General features: G+C 53.1%; 22 protein-coding genes and 1 riboswitch. Of the genes, 12 read left to right on the top strand and 10 right to left on the bottom strand.

Annotated elements, in window-relative coordinates:
* Nucleotides 1-2: 2 nt before the first annotated feature.
* On the bottom strand, nt 3-1,712 hold the full coding sequence (araB, locus tag ACT9TW_RS08805) for a ribulokinase (RefSeq protein WP_446492160.1): 1,710 nt from the start codon (nt 1,710-1,712) through the stop codon (nt 3-5).
* 335 nt (nt 1,713-2,047) lie between these two features.
* On the opposite strand from araB, the gene araC reads away from it, so the two are divergent.
* Together araC and ACT9TW_RS08815 are read left to right on the top strand one after the other, a co-directional pair.
* A complete protein-coding gene (gene araC / locus ACT9TW_RS08810) occupies nt 2,048-2,893 on the top strand; it encodes an arabinose operon transcriptional regulator AraC (protein ID WP_446492161.1) in 846 nt (281 codons plus the stop codon).
* A gap of 128 nt (nt 2,894-3,021) precedes the next feature.
* The gene (locus tag ACT9TW_RS08815) at nt 3,022-3,789 is read left to right on the top strand and encodes a DedA family protein (RefSeq protein ID WP_446492162.1); all 768 of its coding nucleotides are present in this window, start codon (nt 3,022-3,024) and stop codon (nt 3,787-3,789) included.
* A 28-nt stretch (nt 3,790-3,817) separates the two neighbouring features.
* Here ACT9TW_RS08815 and thiQ read toward each other — a convergent pair whose 3' ends face one another.
* The 4 genes from thiQ to sgrR form a co-directional block, all read right to left on the bottom strand.
* A complete protein-coding gene (gene thiQ, locus ACT9TW_RS08820) occupies nt 3,818-4,516 on the bottom strand; it encodes a thiamine ABC transporter ATP-binding protein ThiQ (RefSeq protein WP_446492163.1) in 699 nt (232 codons plus the stop codon).
* Nucleotides 4,500-6,110, bottom strand: coding sequence for a thiamine/thiamine pyrophosphate ABC transporter permease ThiP (gene thiP, locus ACT9TW_RS08825; protein WP_446492164.1), 1,611 nt, complete (start codon nt 6,108-6,110; stop codon nt 4,500-4,502). Before thiP ends, thiQ begins: the two co-directional genes overlap by 17 nt.
* On the bottom strand, nt 6,086-7,069 hold the full coding sequence (gene thiB, locus ACT9TW_RS08830) for a thiamine ABC transporter substrate binding subunit (RefSeq protein ID WP_446492165.1): 984 nt from the start codon (nt 7,067-7,069) through the stop codon (nt 6,086-6,088). Before thiB ends, thiP begins: the two co-directional genes overlap by 25 nt.
* 31 nt (nt 7,070-7,100) lie before the next feature.
* A riboswitch (TPP riboswitch) is annotated at nt 7,101-7,201 on the bottom strand.
* 36 nt (nt 7,202-7,237) lie between these two features.
* Nucleotides 7,238-8,893 carry an HTH-type transcriptional regulator SgrR gene (sgrR, locus tag ACT9TW_RS08835; protein WP_446492166.1) on the bottom strand — a complete coding sequence of 552 codons (1,656 nt, stop codon included), beginning with the start codon at nt 8,891-8,893 and terminating at the stop codon, nt 7,238-7,240.
* A gap of 88 nt (nt 8,894-8,981) precedes the next feature.
* Here sgrR and sgrT point away from each other — a divergent pair, with 88 nt between their 5' ends.
* The 3 genes from sgrT to ACT9TW_RS08850 all read left to right on the top strand — a co-directional run bounded on the left by sgrT (nt 8,982) and on the right by ACT9TW_RS08850 (nt 10,803).
* Entirely contained in the window at nt 8,982-9,134 is a 153-nt protein-coding gene (gene sgrT / locus ACT9TW_RS08840; RefSeq protein WP_014068881.1) for a glucose uptake inhibitor SgrT, read from the top strand.
* A 120-nt stretch (nt 9,135-9,254) separates the two neighbouring features.
* Nucleotides 9,255-10,433: a sugar efflux transporter gene (locus tag ACT9TW_RS08845; RefSeq protein ID WP_446492167.1), complete on the top strand. Its 1,179-nt coding sequence runs from the start codon at nt 9,255-9,257 to the stop codon at nt 10,431-10,433.
* Between the two features lie 217 nt (nt 10,434-10,650).
* Nucleotides 10,651-10,803 carry a Hok/Gef family protein gene (locus ACT9TW_RS08850; RefSeq protein ID WP_182059564.1) on the top strand — a complete coding sequence of 51 codons (153 nt, stop codon included), beginning with the start codon at nt 10,651-10,653 and terminating at the stop codon, nt 10,801-10,803.
* 91 nt (nt 10,804-10,894) lie between these two features.
* On the opposite strand, the gene leuD is transcribed toward ACT9TW_RS08850, so the two are convergent.
* From leuD to leuL, 5 genes are all read right to left on the bottom strand, one after another.
* Nucleotides 10,895-11,500 carry a 3-isopropylmalate dehydratase small subunit gene (leuD, locus tag ACT9TW_RS08855; RefSeq protein WP_182059565.1) on the bottom strand — a complete coding sequence of 202 codons (606 nt, stop codon included), beginning with the start codon at nt 11,498-11,500 and terminating at the stop codon, nt 10,895-10,897.
* Nucleotides 11,501-11,510: 10 nt separating this feature from the next.
* Nucleotides 11,511-12,911: a 3-isopropylmalate dehydratase large subunit gene (gene leuC, locus ACT9TW_RS08860; RefSeq protein ID WP_182059566.1), complete on the bottom strand. Its 1,401-nt coding sequence runs from the start codon at nt 12,909-12,911 to the stop codon at nt 11,511-11,513.
* A 2-nt stretch (nt 12,912-12,913) separates the two neighbouring features.
* Entirely contained in the window at nt 12,914-14,005 is a 1,092-nt protein-coding gene (gene leuB / locus ACT9TW_RS08865) for a 3-isopropylmalate dehydrogenase (protein ID WP_182059567.1), read from the bottom strand.
* Entirely contained in the window at nt 14,005-15,576 is a 1,572-nt protein-coding gene (gene leuA / locus ACT9TW_RS08870) for a 2-isopropylmalate synthase (RefSeq protein ID WP_182059568.1), read from the bottom strand. The genes leuB and leuA overlap by 1 nt, the downstream gene beginning before the upstream one ends.
* Before the next feature lie 91 nt (nt 15,577-15,667).
* On the bottom strand, nt 15,668-15,754 hold the full coding sequence (leuL, locus tag ACT9TW_RS08875; protein WP_071530973.1) for a leu operon leader peptide: 87 nt from the start codon (nt 15,752-15,754) through the stop codon (nt 15,668-15,670).
* 671 nt (nt 15,755-16,425) lie between these two features.
* On the opposite strand from leuL, the gene leuO reads away from it, so the two are divergent.
* The 7 genes from leuO to ftsL all read left to right on the top strand — a co-directional run bounded on the left by leuO (nt 16,426) and on the right by ftsL (nt 23,473).
* Nucleotides 16,426-17,328: a transcriptional regulator LeuO gene (gene leuO, locus ACT9TW_RS08880; RefSeq protein WP_446492698.1), complete on the top strand. Its 903-nt coding sequence runs from the start codon at nt 16,426-16,428 to the stop codon at nt 17,326-17,328.
* Between the two features lie 377 nt (nt 17,329-17,705).
* Complete coding sequence (ilvI, locus tag ACT9TW_RS08885) at nt 17,706-19,430, top strand: acetolactate synthase 3 large subunit (protein ID WP_446492168.1); 1,725 nt, start codon at nt 17,706-17,708, stop codon at nt 19,428-19,430.
* 1 nt (nt 19,431) lies between these two features.
* Nucleotides 19,432-19,923 (top strand): acetolactate synthase small subunit, encoded by a 492-nt coding sequence (gene ilvN / locus ACT9TW_RS08890; RefSeq protein ID WP_003856371.1) that lies wholly within the window; start codon nt 19,432-19,434, stop codon nt 19,921-19,923.
* A 179-nt stretch (nt 19,924-20,102) separates the two neighbouring features.
* The gene (gene cra, locus ACT9TW_RS08895) at nt 20,103-21,107 is read left to right on the top strand and encodes a catabolite repressor/activator (RefSeq protein WP_182059570.1); all 1,005 of its coding nucleotides are present in this window, start codon (nt 20,103-20,105) and stop codon (nt 21,105-21,107) included.
* A gap of 601 nt (nt 21,108-21,708) precedes the next feature.
* Nucleotides 21,709-22,167 (top strand): division/cell wall cluster transcriptional repressor MraZ, encoded by a 459-nt coding sequence (mraZ, locus tag ACT9TW_RS08900; RefSeq protein WP_181622243.1) that lies wholly within the window; start codon nt 21,709-21,711, stop codon nt 22,165-22,167.
* 2 nt (nt 22,168-22,169) lie between these two features.
* Nucleotides 22,170-23,111 carry a 16S rRNA (cytosine(1402)-N(4))-methyltransferase RsmH gene (gene rsmH, locus ACT9TW_RS08905; protein ID WP_446492169.1) on the top strand — a complete coding sequence of 314 codons (942 nt, stop codon included), beginning with the start codon at nt 22,170-22,172 and terminating at the stop codon, nt 23,109-23,111.
* On the top strand, nt 23,108-23,473 hold the full coding sequence (ftsL, locus tag ACT9TW_RS08910) for a cell division protein FtsL (RefSeq protein WP_182059573.1): 366 nt from the start codon (nt 23,108-23,110) through the stop codon (nt 23,471-23,473). Before rsmH ends, ftsL begins: the two co-directional genes overlap by 4 nt.
* The last annotated feature ends 8 nt before the right edge of the window (nt 23,474-23,481 follow it).

The raw sequence follows: 23,481 nt of genomic DNA on the forward strand, positions 1-23,481 counted from the left end.
CCTTAATGTGTCAGGGTTGCCGTAGTGTCCGCGGTGTGTTTGGCCGGGGCGGCGACAGGGAGATAGTGGAGTTCGGCGCTTTTCGCCCATTGCTGGTAGCGCTGATAAAGTTGTTCAAAGCGTTGAGCCTGCTGGGTGCGCGGCTGAAGCGTGTTTTCGACGGCACTGGCCATATGCTGCTGGGCAGTCGGGATATCGGCGTGAACCCTTGCGGCCACGGCGGCGAAAATCGCAGCGCCGAGGGCACAGCACTGATCGGATGCCACAATTTGCAGCGGACGGTTTAAGACATCACAGCAGGCCTGCATGATCACCGGGTTTTTACGGGCAATACCGCCCAGCGCCATCACGTTGTTAACGTCGATACCTTGCTCGGTGAAACACTCCATAATGGCGCGCGCACCGAAAGCGGTTGCCGCAATCAGGCCGCCAAACAGAGCAGGGGCATCGGTTGCCAGGTTAAGGTCGGTAATCACCCCTTTCAGACGCTGGTTGGCAAACGGGGTACGGCGGCCGTTAAACCAGTCGAGCACCACCGGAAGGTGATCAAGGGACGGATTTTTCGCCCAGGCGTCGGTGAGTTGTGGCAGCAGTTGCTTTTTGCTTTCGGCAATCTGCGCTTTCAGTTCTGGGTGCGCGGCAGCCAGTTGATCCAGCGGCCAGCCGAGCACGCGACCAAACCAGGCGTAGATATCCCCAAATGCAGACTGACCGGCCTCCAGGCCGATGAAATCAGGCACTACGCTGCCGTCAACCTGGCCGCAGATGCCTTTCACTGCGCGCTCGCCAACGCTGGCTTTATCCGCCGTCAGGATGTCGCAGGTCGATGTACCGATAACTTTCACCAGCGTGTTCGGCTGCGCACCTGCGCCCACGGCGCCCATGTGGCAGTCAAATGCGCCGCCGGAAATCGCCACGTTTTGCGGCAGACCCAGGCGCTTCGCCCACTCTTCACAAAGGGTGCCCACCGGGATATCGGCGGTATAGGTGTCGGTAAACAACGGGTATTTCAGGTTCTGGTTGATGACCGGATCGAGTTCATCAAAGAACGCCGCTGGCGGCAGGCCACCCCAGCTTTCGTGCCACAGTGATTTATGCCCGGCGCTACAGCGGCCACGGCGAATATCCTGCGGACGTGTTGTGCCAGACAGAAGGGCAGGAACCCAATCACACAGCTCAATCCATGACACTGCAGCCTGTGCGACAGCACGGTCAGCACGCGTCACGTGCAAAATCTTCGCCCAGAACCATTCGCTCGAATAAATTCCGCCGATATAGCGCGAGTAGTCGGTTTTACCTGACTGATGGCACAGGCGGGTGATGGCTTCAGCTTCTTCGACGGCGGTATGGTCTTTCCACAGCACAAACATGGCGTTCGGGTTGTCGGCAAATTCAGGACGCAGCGCCAGTACGCGGCCTTCAGCATCCACCGGGGCTGGCGTTGAGCCAGTGCTGTCGACGCCAATACCGACAATTTGCGCGCGCTGAGCACCGCTCAGCTCGGCCAGCACGGTTTTGATCGCCGCTTCCATTGATTCGATGTAGTCACGTGGATGGTGACGGAACTGGTTGTTTGGCGCATCGCAGTAGCGCCCCTCTTGCCAGCGCGGGTACCACTCAACGCTGGTTGCTATTTCCTGGCCGGTCGTACAGTCCACTGCCAGTGCGCGAACCGAGTCGCTGCCAAAATCGAGGCCAATCGCAATTGCCATGGTGTTGCTCCATCAAAAAACAGGTATGAAAGAACATTAGAGATTGAGGGGGAAAATCGTCAGGCAGGATCCGCTAATCTTATGGACTAAATTGCTGTTGCGATTGAAAGTGTGACGCCGTGCAAATATTCAATGTGGACATTTCTGCCGCACTTATAGACACTTTTGTTACTGCTTATCCGCGCGTGCCGACGGAGAAATCAGGGGGGAAGCCGAAATTGGGCGGACGTAAAAGAAGCGTGATGCTTTTTGGATCTTTTCACGGGCCGTTTTTATACTGCTTTTATCGATATGGACAATTGGTTTCCTTAAAGACCGTTGGGAGTACTGAATCTATGGCCGAAACGCAAAGCGATCCCTTACTGCCGGGCTACTCGTTTAACGCCCATCTGGTAGCGGGACTGACCCCTATCGAGGCCGAGGGTTATCTCGATTTTTACGTTGACCGACCGCTGGGGATGAAAGGATTTATTTTGAACCTCACCGTGCGGGGGGAAGGGGTGATTAAAAATAACGATCAGCAGTTTGTCTGCCGCCCTGGCGATATGCTGTTATTCCCGCCGGGAGAGATTCACCACTACGGGCGTCACCCCGATGCGAAAGAGTGGTATCACCAGTGGGTTTACTTCCGCCCGCGCGCCTACTGGCAGGAGTGGCTCTCATGGCCTGCCATTTTTGCCCATACCGGTTTCTACCGACCGGATGATGTCCATCAGTCCTTATTCCGGGAACTGTTTGCGCAGATTATTGAAGCGGGGCAGGCAGGCGGGCGCTACGCCGAACACCTGGCCATTAACCTGCTGGAACAGGTGCTGTTACGACGCATGGAAGCGATTAATGAATCGCTTAACCCGCCACTTGATAATCGCGTGCGCGATGCCTGTCAGTACATCAGTGACCACCTTGCAGACAGCCAGTTTGATATTGCCAGCGTTGCTCAACACGTGTGCCTGTCGCCGTCCCGATTATCACATCTGTTCCGCCAGCAACTGGGGGTGAGCGTGCTGAGCTGGCGCGAGGATCAACGTATCAGTCAGGCTAAACTGTTGCTCAGTACAACCCGGATGCCTATTGCCACCGTAGGGCGCAATGTGGGCTTTGAAGATCAGCTCTATTTCTCGCGCGTCTTTAAAAAATGCACCGGGGCAAGCCCGAGTGAATTCCGTGCCGGATGTGAATGAAACGTAAAATAAGATAAACGTTCAGGTGAAGTTTGATGACTGCCAGTAAACTATTCAGACAATTGTTGTCTTGACGTGGTGAGGGGCTCTTTGCAGAATCCCTGCTTCGTTTTCTGACCGGAATAGTTATGCAGGCATTGCTGGAACATTTTATTACCCAGTCCGTTATGTATTCGCTCATCGCCGTTGCGCTGGTGGCGTTCCTGGAATCGCTGGCGCTTGTCGGGCTGATTTTACCTGGCACCGTGATGATGGCGGGGCTTGGCGCGCTAATCGGTAGCGGTGAGGTCAACTTCTGGCAGGCATGGCTGGCCGGGATTGTGGGGTGTTTGCTCGGGGACTGGATCTCTTTCTGGCTGGGCTGGCGCTTTAAGAAGCCGCTGCATCGCTGGTCATTCATGAAAAAGAATAAAGCGCTGCTGGATAAGACCGAGCACGCGCTGCATCAGCACAGTATGTTCACCATCCTGGTCGGGCGTTTTGTCGGGCCAACCCGTCCGATAGTGCCTATGGTGGCCGGGATGCTGGATCTGCCCGTGACCAAATTCGTGGTGCCGAATATTATCGGCTGCGTGTTCTGGCCACCGTTTTACTTCCTGCCGGGGATCCTGGCCGGCGCGGCGATTGATATTCCTGACGGCATGAATAGCGGTGAGTTTAAGTGGCTGCTGTTGGGCACGGCGGTGCTGTTGTGGCTGGCGGCATGGCTGTGCTGGCGGCTGTGGCGCAGCGCAAAAGCGAGTGTCGATCGCCTAACGCGTTATCTCCCACGCAATCGCCTTCTCTGGCTGGCACCCTTGACGCTGGGCGTTGCGGTTGTGGCGCTGGTTGCGCTTATCCGCCATCCGCTGATGCCGGTCTATGCGGAGATATTACTGAAAGTGGTGAGCCGCTAACTGCCTGGCGGCACTTCGTTTGCCCGGCCTACGGTTTTATTCCCAGTAGTTCAGAAGCGGTGACTTTTCCGTTTATCAGGGCTTCTGTTTCGCCATCCCACATAATACGTCCCTCCGCGATCACCACCGATCGCGGCGCAATGCGCGCGGCATCTTCGATGCTGTGAGAAACCATCAGCATGGTTAGCTGCTGGTGTTTGCAGACGTCCTGCACCAGGGTGAGCATCTCCTGACGCAGCGCCGGGTCGAGTGCCGAAAACGGTTCATCAAGCAGCAACACCGGCTGTTCGCGTACCAGACAGCGGGCCAGGGCGACGCGCTGGCGCTGGCCGCCAGACAGCTCACCCGGCAGTCTGTCGATAAACGCCGTTAACCCCATCTGCACGGCGATGGTGTCCAGTTTCTGCCGCTGTGCGGCGTTGAGTTTCAGCCCCGGGTTCATCCCCAGCGCGATGTTTTGCCACACCGTCAGATGGGTAAACAGGTTGTTTTCCTGAAACAGCATCGACACCGGGCGTCGTGCCGGCGGCGTGTAGGTATGATCCTGACCTTCAATGAGAATCGACCCGCTTGCCGGTTGCAGAAAACCGGCAACCAGATTAAGCAACGTGCTCTTTCCGGCTCCGCTTGGGCCAAGAACGGCAATCATCTCACCCTGACGCGCGGAAAGGGTGAAGCGCATTGGCAGATGCTGGTAAAGCCAGGTGACATCAATCAGTTTTAACATCTCGCCCCGGGAGTTTTTCGATAACGGTAAATAAGGCAAAGCACAGCAGCAGAAGTAACAGTGCCGTCACGGCGCCATCCTGACTGCGATATGAGCCAATTTGCTGATACAGCCAGAACGGTAGCGTGCGGAAATCATCATTACCAAATAACGCCACAACGCCAAAATCACCAATCGACAATACGCTGGCGAAGGCTAATGCCTGCGCCAGCGGACGCTTCAGTGCGCGGAGTTCTACAACCTTCAGACGCTGCCAGCCCTGCATTCCCAGCGACTGACACAACAAACTGTAGCGACTGTTGATATCGCGCATGGGGTTTTCCAGCACTTTGAGTGCGTAGGGAATAGCCATCAGCGCGTTGGTGAAAATGACAATGCCGTCTGCGCTTGCGGGCAGGCCAACGGTGGTGTTGAAGAGTAAAAAGAAACCTGTAGCCAGCACAATACCGGGCATCGCCAGAATCAGCATACCGGTCAGTTCCAGGGCTTGTCCGGTTTTACGGGCCTGGCGGGCATAAAGCTCGCGGCTACTCCAGAGCAACATCATGGTCAGGATAACGCACAGCAGCCCTGCCGCCAGCGCTATTCGTAATGAGGTAAAGGTCACCTGCCAGAGCACGGGCTGTCGTAATACGGACAGGATATTCAGGTTCAGGCCATCCACCACCACCGCCAGAAGCGGCGGCAGCAGAAGTAAGAGCGCCAGCGCAATGAGTGCGAAATCGGTGAGGCGGCTGTGCAGGCTATCCTGCGGGTCGCGCCAGCCTGAAATCTGATTCGCCCCAGGCGGGATGGCTTTGCTCAGACGCTGGCTCAGTAATACCAGCACCAGGCAGCAGAGCATCTGTACGATCGCCAGTAGCGCCGCGCGCCCCGGATCGTAGTCGTAGCTCAGGGCCTGATAGATAGCCAGCTCAATCGTTGTGGCCTGCGGGCCACCGCCAAGCGAGAGCACGGTTGCGAAGCTGGCAAAGCAGAGCATAAAGATCAGGGCGGCGACCGGTGGAATTTGCCGACGCAGCCAGGGCCATTCGACGAAACGGAAGAACGACCATCCGCGCATATCCAGCTGGGCAGCAAGTTGACGCTGTTCGCCGGGGATGTTCTCCAGCGCCTGTAAAAAGAGCCGCGTGGCCATCGGCATGTTGAAAAAAATGTGCGCCAGCAGAATGCCTTTCAATCCATAAGGGGAGAAGGTCCACTCCAGGCCAAGCAGGGTAAAGAGCGAGGCCAGCCAGCCCTGACGGCCATAGACGCTGAGAATACCGAAAACGGCAACCAGCACGGGCAGGATCAGCGTCATGGCGCACAGGCGCAACAATGCCTGTCTGCCAGGAAATCGTCTTCGGTAAAGTGCTCGCGCCAGAAAAATGGCAGGAATAACCGACAGCAGCGCCGAGAGAAACGCCTGCCAGAAAGAGAAACGAATGACGTGCCAGAGATAGCTATCGTGCCAGAGAGAGAGCAGATCGCTCTCTGGCGCGTTTAACCATAACGCAAGAAATGCCCCCAGACTTACCGCAACCATCAGGATGGCGGCGAGCAGTCCGGGGAGTAACCAGCCTGCAATTAACGGCTGACGGCGCTTTGCCATTCGCTTACCCATGCTGTGCGCTGTGCAGCAACCTGCTGCGGCGTAAACTCCAGTGAGGTTTGCGGTTTAGAAAGCTGATCAAAGCCTGCCGGCAGCGCAACGCTGGTGACCGGATACATCCAGTTGCCCGTCGGGATAGCATTCTGGAACGCAGGAGAAACCATAAATTTCAGGAACTTCTCTGCCAGCTCCGGCTGCTTGCTGGCGGCGGTACGTGCAGCCACTTCAACCTGCAAGTAGTGGCCTTCTGCAAAGTTTGCAGCCGCGTAGTTGTCTTTCTTCTCGGCAATAATGTGGTAAGCCGGAGAAGTGGTGTAGCTCAGCACCAGGTCGCTTTCCCCTTTCAGGAACAGACCATAGGCTTCACTCCAGCCCTTCGTGACAGTGACGGTTTTCGCAGCCAGCTTCTGCCAGGCTTCCGGCGCTTTATCGCCATAGACTTTTTGCATCCACAGCAGCAGGCCAAGACCCGGGGTACTGGTACGCGGGTCTTCGTAAATCACGCGCCATTTCTGATCGCTTTCAACCAGCTCTTTCAGGCTTTTGGGCGGGTTCTTCAGCTTGTTTTTGTCATAAACAAAGGCAAAGTAGCCGTAATCAAAGGGAACGAAGATGTCGTTTTTCCAGCCGCCAGGCACGCTGACGGCATCGGTTGACACGCCGCTTTTGGCAAACAGCTTAGTTTGTGTGGCAGCGTCCAGCAGGTTGTTATCAAGGCCAAGCACCACGTCGGCTTTGCTGTTTTTCCCTTCCATGCGCAGACGGTTAAGCAGCGAAACGCCATCTTCCAGCGCGACAAATTTCAGCTCGCAGTTACAGTCGGCTTCAAAGGCTTTTTTTACCACCGGGCCCGGGCCCCAGTCGGCCGAGAAAGAGTCGTAGGTGTAGACCGTCAGAACAGGCTTAGCAGCAGCAGGCAGTGCAATCAGCACCAGCAGAGGAAGAACTTTTTTTAACACTTTGCACCTCATAGTTGAGTGGCAAAGGATTTTGAGCGACAGCCTCAAATCCCTTCGCCGGCGTTATCCGGATCAGGTTCGACGGGTATTATCTCAGCGCACATCAGTGATGCAGCACCCCGTTGAGAACGGCGGTATTGTAATGATTTGGTGAATATTGCGAAAGTGTTATGGCTCAGGCGGCGCAAACCAGGCCGATTTAAAGTCAAACCAGCCCAGTGTGTTCATGCGTAAGCCGCGCATACTGCGTTGCCCCTGAATCATCAGCCAGTGGTGGATCAACGGCACAATGGCCTGCTGAGCCAGTAATTGCTGGCACCACGAAGCCAGATTCATCTCGCCTGCGCGCCACTGGGCGGCGTCTTGCTGCCAGTCCCGGTCGATACAGTGCTGGATCAATGGCACCTCGTACAGGTGTGAAAAGAGCGAGAAATCGAGCGGCAGGGTGAAGTTAGCACTGTTCAGCCAGATGTCACTCACCACATCGCCGCGGTGCCACTCGTCATAATCAACTTCCTGGATCTCCAGCGTCACCCCAACGGCTGCCAGCAGTTTCGCCATGATTCTGGCAATAAAGCGGTGCTCTACGTGTTCGCGGTAGAAGGTCAGGGTGATGGACTCTAGCCCAGCGGGTTTTTCGCATGGCACCGGACGCGCGTGATGCCAGCGTGGCAGCAGCCCATACGCCGGGAACCAGTAGGTCTGATACTGTTCTTCCGCGTGGTAAATCAGGTTAGATGGGGCGAGTACATGACTTATCCACTTACGGACCTCCTGATTTGCGCCGCGATGGGTGCGGCTGTCAAACAGCAGATAGTAGCAGCCCTCTTCAAGACGGCTTTCGACCGCTTTCTCACCTGTGGTGGGGCCTTCGAGCGTCAGGCCAACGCTCAGCTCTTCGCTGATATCCGGCAATACCCAGACGTTCACTTCGTCGATCAGCGCCCGGTAGCCAAAATAGTCATCAAAAGCGCGGATCTTAAGCTGATTATTATTATTGCGTGAAACGGCGTAAGGCCCGGTGCCAACCGGCTGGCTGGCAAAATTATTCAGGGAACTCCATTCGCCGGGCAAGATCATCGACGGCACATAGCCCAGAAGCCAGGGGAGCCATTTGTCTGGCTGCGACAGCTCAATATCCAGCGTCCAGGCGGTCGGCGAATGGATGTGGATGATGTGTGAGTAGAGCGGAAGCTTACGGGCGCGTTCCAGCGACGCGATGACATCGGCCATTTCCAGCTCACGTCCGTGGTGGAAATGAATACCGGGGCGTAAAAAAAATCGCCAGTGGAGAGTGGAAAGTTGCTGCCAGTGGTGAGCGATATCAGCTTCCAGTTCCCCGTTTTCCTCATTTATGCGCGTCAGGCCGCTGAAGATTTGTCGCGCCATATGGGTTTCTGAACGCCGTAACGCCGTGCCGGGTAACAGATTTTTCATTGGACGATAGTAGAGCACCCGCAGAATATGCCGCCCCTGGCGAAAGCTCCGCCCGAGATGTGACACCAGCATCTGACGTACGGCAGCCTTATCGCCCACCAGTTGCACCAGCTGATCGATCCGGTCCTGCTCCAGCAGGTCTTCTGCGCGCTGCTGTTGCAGCGCAAGGCCAGTGTAGAGGAAGCTCAGGCGTGAACGTTTGCCACGTCCGGCCTCTGCTTCCCAGTTCAGCCAGCCCTGTTGCTGCATGGTGTTGAGCAGGGTACGCATATGACGGCGAGAGCAGTTCAGTAGATCGGCCAGCTCATTTAGCGTGGTGTCCTGGGATTGCCCCTCGCAGCATTGCCAGAGGCGGATAAATTGTTGTTGCAGACGACCAGAAGGCATAAAAGGGGAACTCCTGACAAAAAATCAGCAATTTATTTATCCCTATATTAAGCCAATAATTCTTCCCGATGAAGCGAGGAGGTAAATTATGAAGAGGTCTACCGCACGTCAGTTTTATCAGCAGTACTTTTCAGCGACAAAGGGAGTGTCCTGGCTGGCCCGCCAGTGTGCAGAGCAACGGCTGAAAATTTTGGAAGAATTGATGCAGTGGGATGTTACAAAATCGACCTCTTCTCGCTAACTCGCCTCGATCATGTGTGACTGAGTATTGGTGCTAATCACCCGCCAGCAAAATGTTTTTGCTGGCTTTTTTCGTTTACTATTTCACCCAATTTCAAACTGCTTTCACAAGGATTTGCGTATGCTCTGGTTGATGACGATGGGGCGACGCCTGAATGGCGTGTATGCCGCATTTATGCTGGTGGCTTTTATGATGGGTGTGGCCGGGGCGCTCCAGGCGCCAACGCTGAGCCTGTTTCTCAGCCGCGAAGTCGGGGCGCAGCCATTCTGGGTTGGCCTGTTTTACACCGTCAACGCCATCGCCGGGATCATGGTCAGCCTGTGGCTTGCTAAGCGTTCCGACAGCCGGGGCGATCGCCGAAAATTGATTCTGTTTTGTTGCGCTATGGCCATCGGTAATGCCTTGCTGTTTGCCTTTAATCGTCACTATATGACGCTGCTCACCTGCGGCGTGCTGCTGGCGGCGCTGGCCAATACCGCCATGCCGCAGCTGTTTGCGCTGGCCCGTGAGTATGCGGACAGTTCTGCCCGCGAAGTGGTGATGTTCAGCTCGGTAATGCGTGCGCAGCTCTCTCTCGCGTGGGTTATTGGCCCGCCGCTGGCATTCATGCTGGCGCTGAGTTATGGCTTTACGGTCATGTTTTCGATTGCAGCAGGGATTTTTGCCATCAGCCTTGTACTGATTGCCTTTGCACTGCCTTCGGTTGCAAGGGTTGAGCAAACGCCAGACAAACTGGTTGCTCAGGTCAGCGGCTGGAAAGATAAAAATGTCCGGATGCTGTTTATCGCCTCCACGCTGATGTGGACCTGCAACACCATGTACATCATCGATATGCCTTTGTGGATCAGTAGTGAGCTGGGTTTACCGGACAAACTTGCGGGCATCCTGATGGGGACGGCCGCAGGGCTTGAGATCCCGGCGATGATTCTGGCGGGTTACTACGTTAAGCGCTTCGGAAAACGCCCGATGATGATTGTTGCCGTAGCGGCAGGGGTGTTGTTCTATCTGGGGCTTATCTTCTTTCATTCGCGCGAGGCGCTGCTGGCGTTGCAGTTGTTCAATGCCGTGTTCATCGGGATTGTTGCCGGGATAGGGATGCTCTGGTTCCAGGATTTAATGCCTGGGCGAGCGGGATCGGCGACCACGCTTTTCACTAACAGTATCTCGACAGGTGTCATTTTGGCAGGGGTGATCCAGGGGACGCTTTCGCAAAGCTACGGACATGCGTCCGTGTACTGGACGATCGCGGCAATTTCGGTGGTTACGCTGGTGCTGACCTGCCGGGTAAAAGATGTCTGATTCTGGAAGGCGGCTTAATGAAATGAAACGACTTTCTGACAGGTGCTAAGAAGGCGCATAGAGTGCGTGGCGGGTGCTTGAGGCTGTTTGCCTCAGGCTTTCGCAAGAGGCAAACAGTGGAGAGTCCCACATCAATAAAACTGATGGGGAGGCTAACTTCACAACCCACATTGCGAGGTTAGTCTCTTCATTGCCGAAAAGCAATAAGGAGGCTGGAATGCCAAAACGTACTCTGCTGTTAAGCTTATTTCTGATCTGTACGACGTTGTTGATCTTCACCTGGATGGTGCGCGATTCGCTATGTGAGCTGCATTTCAGACAGGAGAAAACAGAGCTGGCGGCAGTGTTGGCTTACGAAGCAAGGCGTTAGCGGTATTGGCGGGGATGCTTCCCCGCCTCTCCAGAGTGGTTGAGCCTCAACGCACCCTTATCAATGGCCCGCGCGCTGCGGGCCATTGCCTTTAACGCATAAACGCAGGCTGTTTTTTCTCGTAAGCGGAAATTGCGTCTTCATGCTGTAACGTCAGACCAATACTGTCCAGGCCGTTCAACATACAATGGCGACGGAATGTATCAATACTAAAGCTGTAGGTTTTATCACCAGCTTTAACCACTTCGGCTTCCAGATCCACTTCAAATGAAATGCCTGGGTTCGCCTGAACCAGGTTGAACAACTCATCAACCTGTTCATCGCTGAGCGTTACAGGCAGCAACTGGTTGTTAAAACTGTTGCCGTAGAAGATATCGGCAAAGCTCGGTGCGATAACGACCTTAAAGCCGTAGTCCGTAAGCGCCCAGGGGGCGTGTTCACGCGATGAACCGCAGCCAAAGTTTTCCCGGGCCAGAAGAATCGATGCACCCTTATATTCCGGGAAGTTCAGCACGAATTCCGGGTTAGGGACTTCGCCTTTATCGTCCAGAAAACGCCAGTCATTAAACAGGTGAGCGCCAAAACCAGTGCGAGTCACTTTCTGTAAAAACTGCTTAGGAATGATGGCGTCAGTATCGACGTTGGCCGCGTCCAGTGGGACAACCAGGCCCGTATGTTGGGTAAATTTCTCTGCCATGATTGTCTCCTTATTTCAGGCTGCGAATGTCGGCGAAATGGCCGGTAACTGCCGCAGCGGCGGCCATAGCCGGGCTGACCAGGTGGGTGCGCCCACCACGGCCCTGACGGCCTTCAAAGTTACGGTTACTGGTAGAAGCACAGCGCTCGCCTGGATTCAGACGGTCGTTGTTCATCGCCAGGCACATAGAGCAGCCCGGCAAGCGCCACTCAAAACCGGCTTCGATAAAGATTTTGTCCAGGCCTTCTGCTTCTGCCTGGGCTTTAACCGGGCCAGAACCAGGCACGACCAGCGCCTGAACGCCTGGCGCGACTTTACGGCCTTTGGCGATTTCAGCGGCTGCACGCAAGTCTTCAATACGGGAGTTGGTGCAAGAGCCAATAAACACTTTGTCGATTGCAACGTCTGTCAGAGGGACGCCGGGTTTCAACCCCATGTAGGCCAGTGCTTTTTCTGCACTGGCGCGCTCAACCGGGTCGGCGAACGATGCCGGGTCAGGAATAGTGTCATTGACGGAAATCACCTGGCCTGGGTTCGTCCCCCAGGTGACCTGCGGAGCAATGTCTTCTGCCTGGAGAGTGACAACCGTATCAAAGGTTGCGCCGTCGTCGGTGCTCAGGGTTTTCCAGTATTCAACGGCACTGGCAAAATCCTGATCTTTTGGTGCGTGCAAACGACCCTTCACATAGTTGAAGGTGGTTTCGTCTGGCGCGACCAGACCGGCTTTGGCACCCATCTCAATGGCCATATTGCACAGGGTCATACGGCCTTCCATGCTTAACGCCTGGATAGCGTCGCCGCAGAACTCGACAACGTGGCCCGTGCCGCCCGCGCTACCGGTTTTACCGATAATGGCCAGCACGATGTCTTTAGCGGTAATGCCTGGCGCGGCTTTACCCTTCACTTCAATCTTCATGGTTTTGGCACGGCCCTGTTTCAGGGTCTGCGTGGCCAGCACGTGTTCGACTTCAGACGTACCAATACCGAAGGCCAGTGCACCAAATGCGCCGTGTGTCGCGGTATGGGAGTCGCCACAGACAATGGTCATCCCCGGCAGGGTGATGCCCTGTTCCGGCCCCATAACGTGCACAATGCCCTGATACGGGTGATTCAGGTCATACAGCTCAACACCAAATTCGTTGCAGTTCTTAATCAGCTCCTGCATCTGGATACGCGCCATCTCACCCGACGCATTGATGTCTTTGGTCTGAGTGGAAACGTTGTGATCCATGGTAGCGAAGGTTTTACCTGGCTGGCGTACCGGGCGCTTGTGCGCGCGCAGGCCGTCAAAGGCCTGCGGAGAAGTCACTTCGTGCACCAGATGACGGTCGATGTACAACAGTGGTGTTTCGTTGGGTGCCTCATAAACCACGTGGGCATCAAACAACTTTTCGTATAACGTCTTCGCCATGATTACACCCCTTCAGCGACATAGCGGGCAATGATGTCGCCCATTTCATCGGTACTGACTGCCGCCGTGCCACGTGCTAAATCACCGGTACGGACGCCTTCTTCCAACGCACGGTTAATGGCGTTTTCAATTGCTGTTGCGGCATCGCCCGCATCCAGGCTGTAACGCAGCAGTAATGCCAGAGACAGGATCTGCGCAATAGGGTTGGCGATGTTTTTGCCTGCGATATCCGGTGCAGAGCCGCCAGCTGGTTCGTACAGACCAAAGCCTTCTTCATTGAGGCTTGCGGAAGGTAACATCCCCATAGAGCCGGTGATCATCGCGCACTCATCCGACAGGATGTCGCCGAACAGGTTGGAGCACAGCAGCACATCAAACTGGGAAGGATCTTTGATCAACTGCATAGTGGCGTTGTCGATGTACATGTGCGACAGCTCAACGTCCGGGTACTCTTTTGCGATTTCGCTGACGATTTCACGCCACAAAATAGAAGACTGCAACACGTTCGCTTTATCAATAGAGGTCACTTTATGACGGCGTTTGCGCGCAGACTCAAAAGCGATGTGGGCGATACGTTCAATTTCAAAACGGTGATACACCTCGGTATCAAAGGCTTTCTCATGCTGACCGCTGCCTTCACGGCCCTTCGGCTGACCAAAATAGATCCCACCGGTCAGTTCACGCACGCACAGAATATCGAAGCCATTAGCGGCGATGTCAGCACGCAGCGGGCAGAACTCTTCCAGCCCCTGATACAGCTTCGCCGGACGCAGGTTGCTGAACAGCTTAAAATGCTTACGCAGCGGCAGCAGTGCGCCACGCTCCGGTTGCTCTGCCGGTGGCAGGTGTTCCCATTTCGGGCCGCCAACGGAGCCGAACAGCACTGCATCTGCATTTTCGCAGCCTTCAACGGTTGCTTTTGGCAATGGCGTGCCGTGGTTATCGATAGCAATACCGCCTACATCGTAGTGGCTAGTGGAAATTTTCATCGCAAAACGCGAACGAACGGCTTCCAGTACTTTCAGCGCCTGTGCCATCACTTCCGGGCCAATTCCATCACCCGGTAACACAGCAATATGGTAATTCTTCGACATTACACGGTTTCCTTATTGTTCTCTTTATTCTGAGCTTTGCGTTGCAATTCTTTTTCGACTTCAGCGGCACGCCAGATGTTGTTCAGGACGTGAACCATTGCTTTTGCGGAGGATTCAACGATATCGGTCGCCAGACCTACGCCGTGGAAACGACGTCCGTTATAAGTGACAACGATATCCACCTGACCCAGTGCATTTTTACCCTGACCTTTGGCCGTCAGGTCATATTTAACCAACTCGACGTCATATTCAGTGACGCGATTGATAGCCTGGTAAATAGCATCAACCGGTCCGTTGCCGTTAGCGGCTTCGGCTTTGATTTCATCCCCGCAGGCCAGTTTGACGGAGGCCGTTGCAATGTCGCTGGAGCCGGACTGCACGCTGAAGTAATCCAGGCGGAAATGCTCTGGCTCTTCCTGCTGTTTGTTGATGAAAGCCAGAGCTTCCAGATCGTAATCGAAGACCTGGCCTTTTTTGTCTGCCAGCTTCAGGAATGCGTCGTACAGCTGGTCCATGTTGTAATCGTTGTCTTTGTAACCCATCTCTTCCATGCGGTGTTTCACTGCCGCACGGCCAGAGCGGGAAGTCAGGTTCAGCTGTACCTGGTTCAGACCGATGGATTCCGGGGTCATGATTTCGTAGTTTTCGCGGTTCTTGATGACCCCATCCTGGTGAATACCGGAGGAGTGTGCGAACGCGCCCGTGCCCACAATCGCTTTATTTGCCGGGATTGGCATGTTGCAAATCTGGCTGACGGTCTGGCTGGTGCGCCAGATTTCATTGTGATTAATGCGCGTGTTCACGTTCATAATGTCTTTGCGCACTTTAATCGCCATGATCACTTCTTCCAGTGAACAGTTACCCGCACGCTCGCCAATACCGTTCATCGCACCTTCTACCTGACGCGCACCGGCGTGGACGGCCGCAATGGCATTACCGACGGCCAGACCTAAATCGTCGTGTGTATGGACAGAGATAATCGCTTTATCAATGTTTGGCACGCGGTCATACAGGCCAGTGATGATATTGGAGAACTCAAACGGCATGGTGTAGCCGACGGTGTCGGGGATATTGATGGTTCTGGCACCGGCATTGATCGCCGCTTCAACCACACGCGCCAAATCTTCAATTGGCGTACGGCCAGCATCTTCACAGGAGAATTCCACATCGTCCGTATAGTTGCGTGCACGTTTAACCATGTACACGGCGCGTTCGATAACCTCGTCCAGCGTGCTGCGCAACTTGGTGGCAATGTGCATTGGCGAGGTGGCAATAAAGGTATGAATACGGAAGGCTTCCGCCACTTTCAGCGATTCGGCAGCTACATCGATATCTTTCTCAACGCAGCGCGCCAGGCCACACACACGGCTGTTTTTGATGGTGCGCGCGATGGTTTGTACAGATTCGAAATCACCCGGAGAAGAGACAGGGAAACCGACCTCCATGACGTCAACACCCATACGTTCGAGGGCCAGCGCAATCTGGAGTTTTTCTTTTACACTCAGGCTTGCCTGTAATGCCTGTTCACCGTCACGCAACGTTGTATCGAAAATAATGACTTGCTGGCTCATGGGTTAGGTCCTTGTCTGTCTTAGGGCGCCTTGCTACGAGCATAAAAAAACCCGCGCAGTGGCGCGGGTTTCTTGTATTACTGGTGACGATTCAACGCTGAATTTCGCCCGCCAGTCTACCGCGCACAGTGGATGCGTTTAGTAGTAGTAGACCGGTGAAACGAATGGTGCGAATCATGAATCGTGCTCCAGATAAAAGCGATATGCCTTTAGTGGTACTGGATACGACGATTCATGTCAACCCCTGACAGGTAAAAAGGGTAGTAATCCGGGCGTGAAAGAGAATATTTACTTTAGCTTATTGTGCTGGTTTTATCTTTTTTGACCAGGTTAATTGTCTTATTTTGGACCGAGTATTCACTTGACGAATGGTTTAATCATAATTCGTAGCAATTAAACATATAATTTGTTTTATCAAACCTTAAGCGTAAATTCTTTTTGTTTCATTGGGTTAAATAATTATTCAATGAGGATGTTTTACGCGATGATGATAGGTTGTTAATCATTTTTTAGTGGGGGTGATTAATAGTTTAATAATACTTAAGTCATCATTAACCAGAGAGGAGATTGTTTATTGGTATGGTTTATGGTTTCATCTCAATCCTAATGTTATTCGTATCAATTGAACTGATTTTTATCTCATCAGGATTGGGAACCCAATACAATCATTTGTGATGGCGAATTCTTTATTTATTCTGATTTTGAAATATTTCTCTTTCGCTGGTTCTATATGCATGGTAAATCATATTTTTCGATGTTCTTGCAACATTTTGATTAAGGGATATTAGCGTGACAGTGGAGTTAAAAGTGTCAAAAAATAATATTAAACAATCTCAAGTTCATGATGGGATGAAACCTCAGTTACGCACAGTAGATCTCAATCTGTTAACCGTATTTGATGCGGTGATGCAGGAGCAGAATATCACTCGGGCTGCTAGCTCTCTGGGTATGTCTCAGCCTGCGGTAAGTAATGCCGTTGCCAGACTTAAGGTAATGTTTAACGACGAACTTTTTGTTCGCTACGGCAGAGGGATCCAGCCCACTGCGCGAGCATATCAGCTGTTTGGCTCTATTCGCCAGGCACTCCAGTTAGTTCAGAATGAGTTGCCAGGTTCGGGGTTTGAACCCCTGAGCAGTGAGCGCGTTTTTAACCTGTGTGTCTGTAGCCCGTTAGATAATTATTTGACATCGGTGATATACAATAAGGTTGAAGAGATCGCACCCAATATTCATCTGGCATTTAAATCATCACTGAATCAAAACACCGAGCATCAGCTGCGTTATCAGGAAACTGAGTTTGTTCTGGGTTATGAAGAGTTTCGGCGTCCTGAATTTTCCTGTGTTCCTCTGTTTAAAGATGAAATGGTGTTAGTCGCATGTAAAAAACACCCGCGAATGAATTCACCACTACGTGAAGCCGATGTTTATAGTGAACAACACGCGGTTGTTTCCCTCGACAGATATGCCTCTTTTAGCCAGCCGTGGTATGACACCGTTGATAAGCAAGCATGTGTTGCCTATCAGGGAATGGCAATGGTAAGCGTTTTAAATATCGTCTCTCAGACACAGCTGGTTGCTATTGCGCCTCGCTGGTTAGCGGAAGAATTTGCAGAGCAGCTTGAACTTCAGATTCTGCCATTGCCGCTGAAACTAAATAGCCGGACTTGCTACCTTTCATGGCATGAAGCTGCTGGTCGGGATAAAGGTCATCAGTGGATGGAAGAGTTGCTTATCAGCGTTTGCCGCCGATAAGCTCATCGGGATAAATCATCATTTTGCATGTGATTTATCCCGATTTATTTTGTTTATATAGAGTTTTGTTCTGTTCGATTTTTTCATACATGCCGTTACGCTCTCAAAAATAGATGAATTCCTGATTCTGTTCATTTTTAAACGATGAATAAGCATTGTGTTCACTTATTCCAGATGAATTCACCATATCCTCTCGTAATGCCTGTTTTTTCTGCTTTAATCTCCATTTGAGGCTCTCGGTTTGGTAATTGCCTGCCTCATAGCGAGCGGTTAAGGTAAATGACACTCTGCAAAATATAAGATTGGGCTAGCCCAGTCAGAAGACGGCGCGGAAATGAATTCTGCGGTCTGTCTATAACAAAGCCTGGAGGCAAAGCATGGAGATGTTGTCTGGCGCGGAAATGGTTGTCCGATCGCTTATCGATCAGGGCGTGAAGCAAGTATTCGGCTATCCTGGGGGCGCTGTCCTCGATATTTATGATGCGCTGCATACGGTGGGTGGCATTGACCATGTGCTGGTACGTCATGAACAGGCCGCCGTGCACATGGCTGATGGACTGGCACGCGCAACCGGTGAAGTGGGCGTCGTGCTGGTGACGTCTGGCCCTGGGGCGACCAACGCCATCACCGGTATTGCCACCGCGTATATGGATTCTATCCCGCTGGTTATCCTCTCCGGGCAGGTTGCTACCTCGCTGATTGGTTATGATGCCTTTCAGGAGTGCGACATGGTGGGGATCTCCCGTCCTGTCGTTAAGCACAGTTTCCTGGTTAAACAGACTGAAGACATCCCCGGGGTGCTGAAAAAAGCGTTCTGGTTGGCATCCAGCGGGCGTCCAGGCCCGGTTGTTGTTGACCTGCCAAAAGATATCCTGAACCCGGCAAACAAGCTGCCTTATGTCTGGCCTGATTCCGTCAGTATGCGTTCCTACAATCCCACCACTCAGGGGCACAAAGGCCAGATTAAGCGTGCCTTACAGACGCTGCTTGCCGCGAAAAAGCCGGTTGTCTATGTGGGTGGCGGTGCGGTCAACTCTGCCTGTGAAGAGCAGCTCCGCGCGTTGATTGAAAAATTAAATCTCCCGGTGGCCTCTTCATTGATGGGGCTGGGGGCATTTCCTGCTACGCACCGTCAGGCGCTCGGCATGTTGGGTATGCATGGTACATATGAAGCCAACATGACAATGCATAATTCCGATGTCATCTTCGCCGTTGGCGTGCGATTTGACGACCGTACGACGAATAACCTGGCAAAATATTGCCCCAATGCGACCGTGCTGCACATCGACATTGACCCAACATCTATCTCTAAAACGGTTCCGGCAGATGTGCCGATTGTGGGTGATGCGCGTCAGGTTCTGGAACAAATGCTGGAACTGCTGGCACAAGAAACGGCTACGCAACCCCTGGATGACATCCGCGACTGGTGGCAGCAAATTGAACAGTGGCGTGCGCGTCAGTGCCTGAAGTACGACACAAGCAGTGAGAACATTAAGCCGCAGGCGGTTATCGAAACGATTTGGCGACTGACGAAAGGCGAGGCGTATGTCACCTCCGATGTCGGTCAACACCAGATGTTTGCTGCGCTTTATTACCCGTTCGACAAACCGCGTCACTGGATAAACTCAGGCGGTTTGGGGACGATGGGCTTTGGCCTGCCCGCCGCGCTGGGGGTGAAACTGGCGCTGCCAAATGAAACCGTCATTTGCGTGACGGGCGATGGCAGTATCCAGATGAACATTCAGGAGCTCTCCACCGCCCTGCAATATGAGCTTCCTGTCCTGGTGCTGAATCTTAATAATGGTTATCTCGGCATGGTGAAACAGTGGCAGGATATGATCTATTCCGGCCGTCACTCTCAGTCGTACATGACCTCGCTGCCAGACTTTGTTCGCCTGGCTGAGGCTTACGGCCATGTTGGAATGCGTGTGTCCGATCCGGTTGAGCTGGAAACGAAACTCGGCGAAGCGCTTGAGCACGTGAAAAACAACCGCCTTGTTTTTGTGGATGTCGTTGTGGACGGTGCAGAGCACGTTTACCCGATGCACATTCGCGGTGGCGGTATGGATGAAATGTGGTTAAGCAAAACGGAGAGAACCTGATATGCGCCGGATATTATCTGTATTATTGGAAAACGAGTCGGGCGCATTGTCTCGCGTCATTGGGCTGTTTGCGCAGCGCGGCTATAACATTGAAAGTCTCACCGTTGCGCCAACCGACGATCCAACGCTTTCACGCATGACTATCCAGACCGTTGGCGATGCCAAAGTCCTGGAGCAGATCGAAAAGCAGCTGCATAAGCTGGTTGATGTGCTGCGAGTGAGTGAGTTGGGGCAAGGGGCCTATGTTGAACGTGAAGTTATGCTGGTGAAAATTCAGGCTAGCGGTTACGGCCGCGAAGAGGTCAAACGCAATACAGACATTTTCCGTGGGCAAATTATTGATGTAACGCCTTCTATATATACGGTTCAGCTTGCAGGAACGAGCGATAAACTGGATGCTTTCCTGGCGTCCGTTCGCGATGTAGCAAAAATTGTTGAGGTAGCGCGCTCAGGCGTCGTGGGGCTTTCCCGCGGCGACAAAATCATGCGTTAGTTGTCAAAAAGGTTCGCCTCTTTCTGCCCGGTCACCAAAGCCGGGCTTTTTTTTGCGTAATCGACCGCCAACGCAGATAAAAGCGGTTGCCGCGAGGGCTATTCTGCGTTTAGATGTTAAAAGATTTAACCATAACCTTGACAGGGCCATGGACTCTTTTCTTTTTTTAAGGGGCAATTGTGAAACTGGATGAAATCGCCCGGCTCGCCGGCGTGTCACGAACTACGGCGAGCTATGTGATTAACGGTAAAGCAAAGCAGTACCGTGTCAGCGATAAGACCGTTGAAAAAGTTATGGCGGTGGTTCGTGAACATAACTACCATCCGAATGCTGTCGCAGCCGGCTTACGCGCCGGGCGCACCCGCTCCATTGGCCTGGTGATCCCAGACCTGGAAAACACCAGCTATACCCGTATCGCCAACTACCTTGAACGCCAGGCGCGTCAGCGTGGTTATCAGTTGCTGATCGCCTGCTCGGAAGATCAGCCAGATAACGAGATGCGTTGCATTGAACACCTGCTGCAACGGCAGGTAGATGCAATCATCGTCTCAACTTCTTTACCGCCAGAGCATCCGTTCTATCAGCGCTGGGCAAATGACCCGTTCCCCATTGTCGCGCTTGACCGTGCGCTTGACCGGGAACACTTCACCAGCGTGGTGGGTGCTGATCAGGATGATGCTGAAATGCTGGCTGCTGAGCTACGCACCTTTCCGGCTGACACTGTGCTGTACCTGGGTGCCTTACCTGAGCTTTCAGTGAGCTTCCTGCGTGAGCAGGGGTTCCGCACAGCCTGGAAAGATGACCCTCGCGAGGTGCATTACCTCTATGCCAACAGTTATGAGCGCGAAGCAGCAGCCCAGTTATTCGAAAAATGGCTCGAAACGCACCCGATGCCACAAGCGCTGTTCACCACCTCGTTTGCACTGTTGCAGGGTGTGATGGACGTGACCTTGCGTCGTGACGGAAAGCTGCCTTCTGATCTGGCCATTGCGACTTTTGGTGACAACGAGCTTCTCGACTTCCTTCAGTGTCCTGTTCTTGCTGTGGCTCAGCGCCACCGTGATGTGGCAGAGCGCGTACTTGAGATAGTCCTGGCAAGCCTTGATGAGCCACGTAAGCCGAAACCAGGTCTGTCCCGAATCAAACGTAATCTCTATCGTCGTGGAATTCTGAGTCGTCACTAATGAATTAGCCGGGCCGTGAAAACGGCCCCGTTTTTGACAAATTAATGAGAAGAATAATTCCCGGATAAAATTTAGGATAATTCCTTAGGAATCATAGCCTGCTATTTTTCTTAATTCATTTTGGCTTTTAAATTGCCTTTAAAAGAACATTTCCAGGCTTTTTAAATGCTGACTTTGTATTATTTTGTTACAAAGGTCATTCGGGCGATGAATTATCGGACGTTTTTCCAGCCTGCACACCAGCCCGTAAGCCTGCCTGCGCGCCCGCATGACACCTTGTTGAATCTGGCGCTGTTATCCCCTGAGAATATGTCTTAAAATGCTGCCCGCGTCGCAAACTGACACTTTATATTTCCCTGCGATGATATTGAGTGATTTTTAACGCTAGTGTGCATATTCGGTTTTTTTCTTACAAATATTCATAACGTTAATTTTGCCTCGCCAGTTGTTCAGTTATTAATCAGGTCGGGATATATCTGCAAATCGAGGGCTTTCGGGCCAATATAGCGATAGTCCTGGCTTGACAAGCTTTTCCCTCGCTCCGTAAACTCCTTTAGGTGGGAATTTGTGGGTTAAAGTGGTGAGGAGGGGTGAGGCTGGCATGTTCCGTGGAGCAACGTTAGTCAATCTCGACAGCAAAGGGCGTTTATCGGTTCCAACACGATACCGCGACCAGCTGATTGAGAACGCTTCAGGTCAAATGGTTTGCACCATTGACATCAACCACCCCTGCCTGCTGCTTTACCCCTTGCCTGAATGGGAAATTATTGAGCAAAAGCTGTCGCGACTGTCGAGCATGAACCCGCAGGAACGCCGCGTGCAGCGGCTGTTATTGGGACATGCCAGTGAGTGTCAGATGGATAACGCGGGGCGATTACTGATTGCGCCTGTGTTGCGGCAACATGCCGGTCTGACAAAAGAAGTGATGCTGGTCGGCCAGTTCAACAAGTTTGAACTGTGGGATGAAACGACCTGGTATCAACAGGTCAAGGAAGATATCGACGCTGAGCAATCTGATTCCGCAACATTGTCGGAACGATTGCAGGACTTGTCTCTATAAATATGATGGAAAATTATAAACATACAACGGTGTTGCTGGATGAGGCCGTTAATGGCCTGAACATTCGTCCGGACGGCATCTACATTGATGGCACTTTTGGTCGCGGTGGTCACTCGCGTTTGATCCTCTCCCAACTTGGAGCGGAAGGACGCCTGCTGGCAATCGATCGCGATCCACAGGCGATTGCCGTTGCGCAGACCATAGATGACCCGCGCTTTTCCATCGTGCATGGACCTTTCTCTGCGCTCGCTGATTACGTGGTCGAGCGCGGACTGACGGGCAAGATCGACGGAATTCTTCTCGATCTTGGCGTTTCATCACCTCAACTTGACGACGCAGAGCGTGGCTTCTCCTTTATGCGTGATGGCCCGCTGGACATGCGCATGGACCCGACTCGCGGTCAATCTGCAGCTGAATGGCTACAAACTGCTGACGAAGCGGATATCGCCTGGGTGATAAAAACCTTCGGCGAAGAGCGTTTTGGCAAGCGTATTGCGCGCGCCATTGTTGAGCGTAACCGTATTGAACCTATGACCCGCACCAAAGAGCTGGCTGAAGTCATCGCCGCAGCCACTCCGGTGAAGGACAAACACAAACATCCCGCGACCCGTACCTTCCAGGCGGTTCGTATCTGGGTAAACAGTGAACTGGAGGAAATAGAGCTGGCGCTAAAAAGCTCGCTCGACGTGCTGGCCCCGGGTGGGCGGTTATCCATCATCAGCTTCCATTCGCTGGAAGACCGCATTGTGAAGCGCTTTATGCGTGAGCAAAGCCGCGGTCCGCAAGTTCCTGCGGGCCTGCCGATGACGGAAGAGCAACTCAGGAAACTGGGTGGCCGTCAGTTGCGAGCATTAGGCAAGTTGATGCCGGGCGAAGAAGAGGTGGCAGAGAATCCACGTGCCCGTAGTTCAGTGCTGCGTGTTGCAGAAAGGACGAACGCATGATCAGCAGAGTGGCAGAGACCCTAAGCAAAGTTAAGGGATCGTTAGGAAGCAACGAGCGCCATGCCTTGCCTGGCGTGATCGGCGACGATCTTTTGCGGTTTGGGAAGCTGCCACTCTGCTTGTTCATTTGCATCATTGTGACGGCTGTAACGGTGGTTACAACGGCCCACCATACCCGTTTATTAACGGCGCAACGCGAGCAGATGGTACTGGAACGCGATGCGCTGGATATTGAATGGCGAAATCTGATCCTTGAAGAAAACGCGCTCGGCGATCACAGCCGGGTTGAACGGATCGCAACGGAAAAGCTGCAATTGCAGCATGTTGATCCTTCTCAGGAAAATATCGTAGTACAAAAATAAGGGAAAAC

It is taken from the genome of Enterobacter sp. C4G1 (assembly GCF_052886895.1).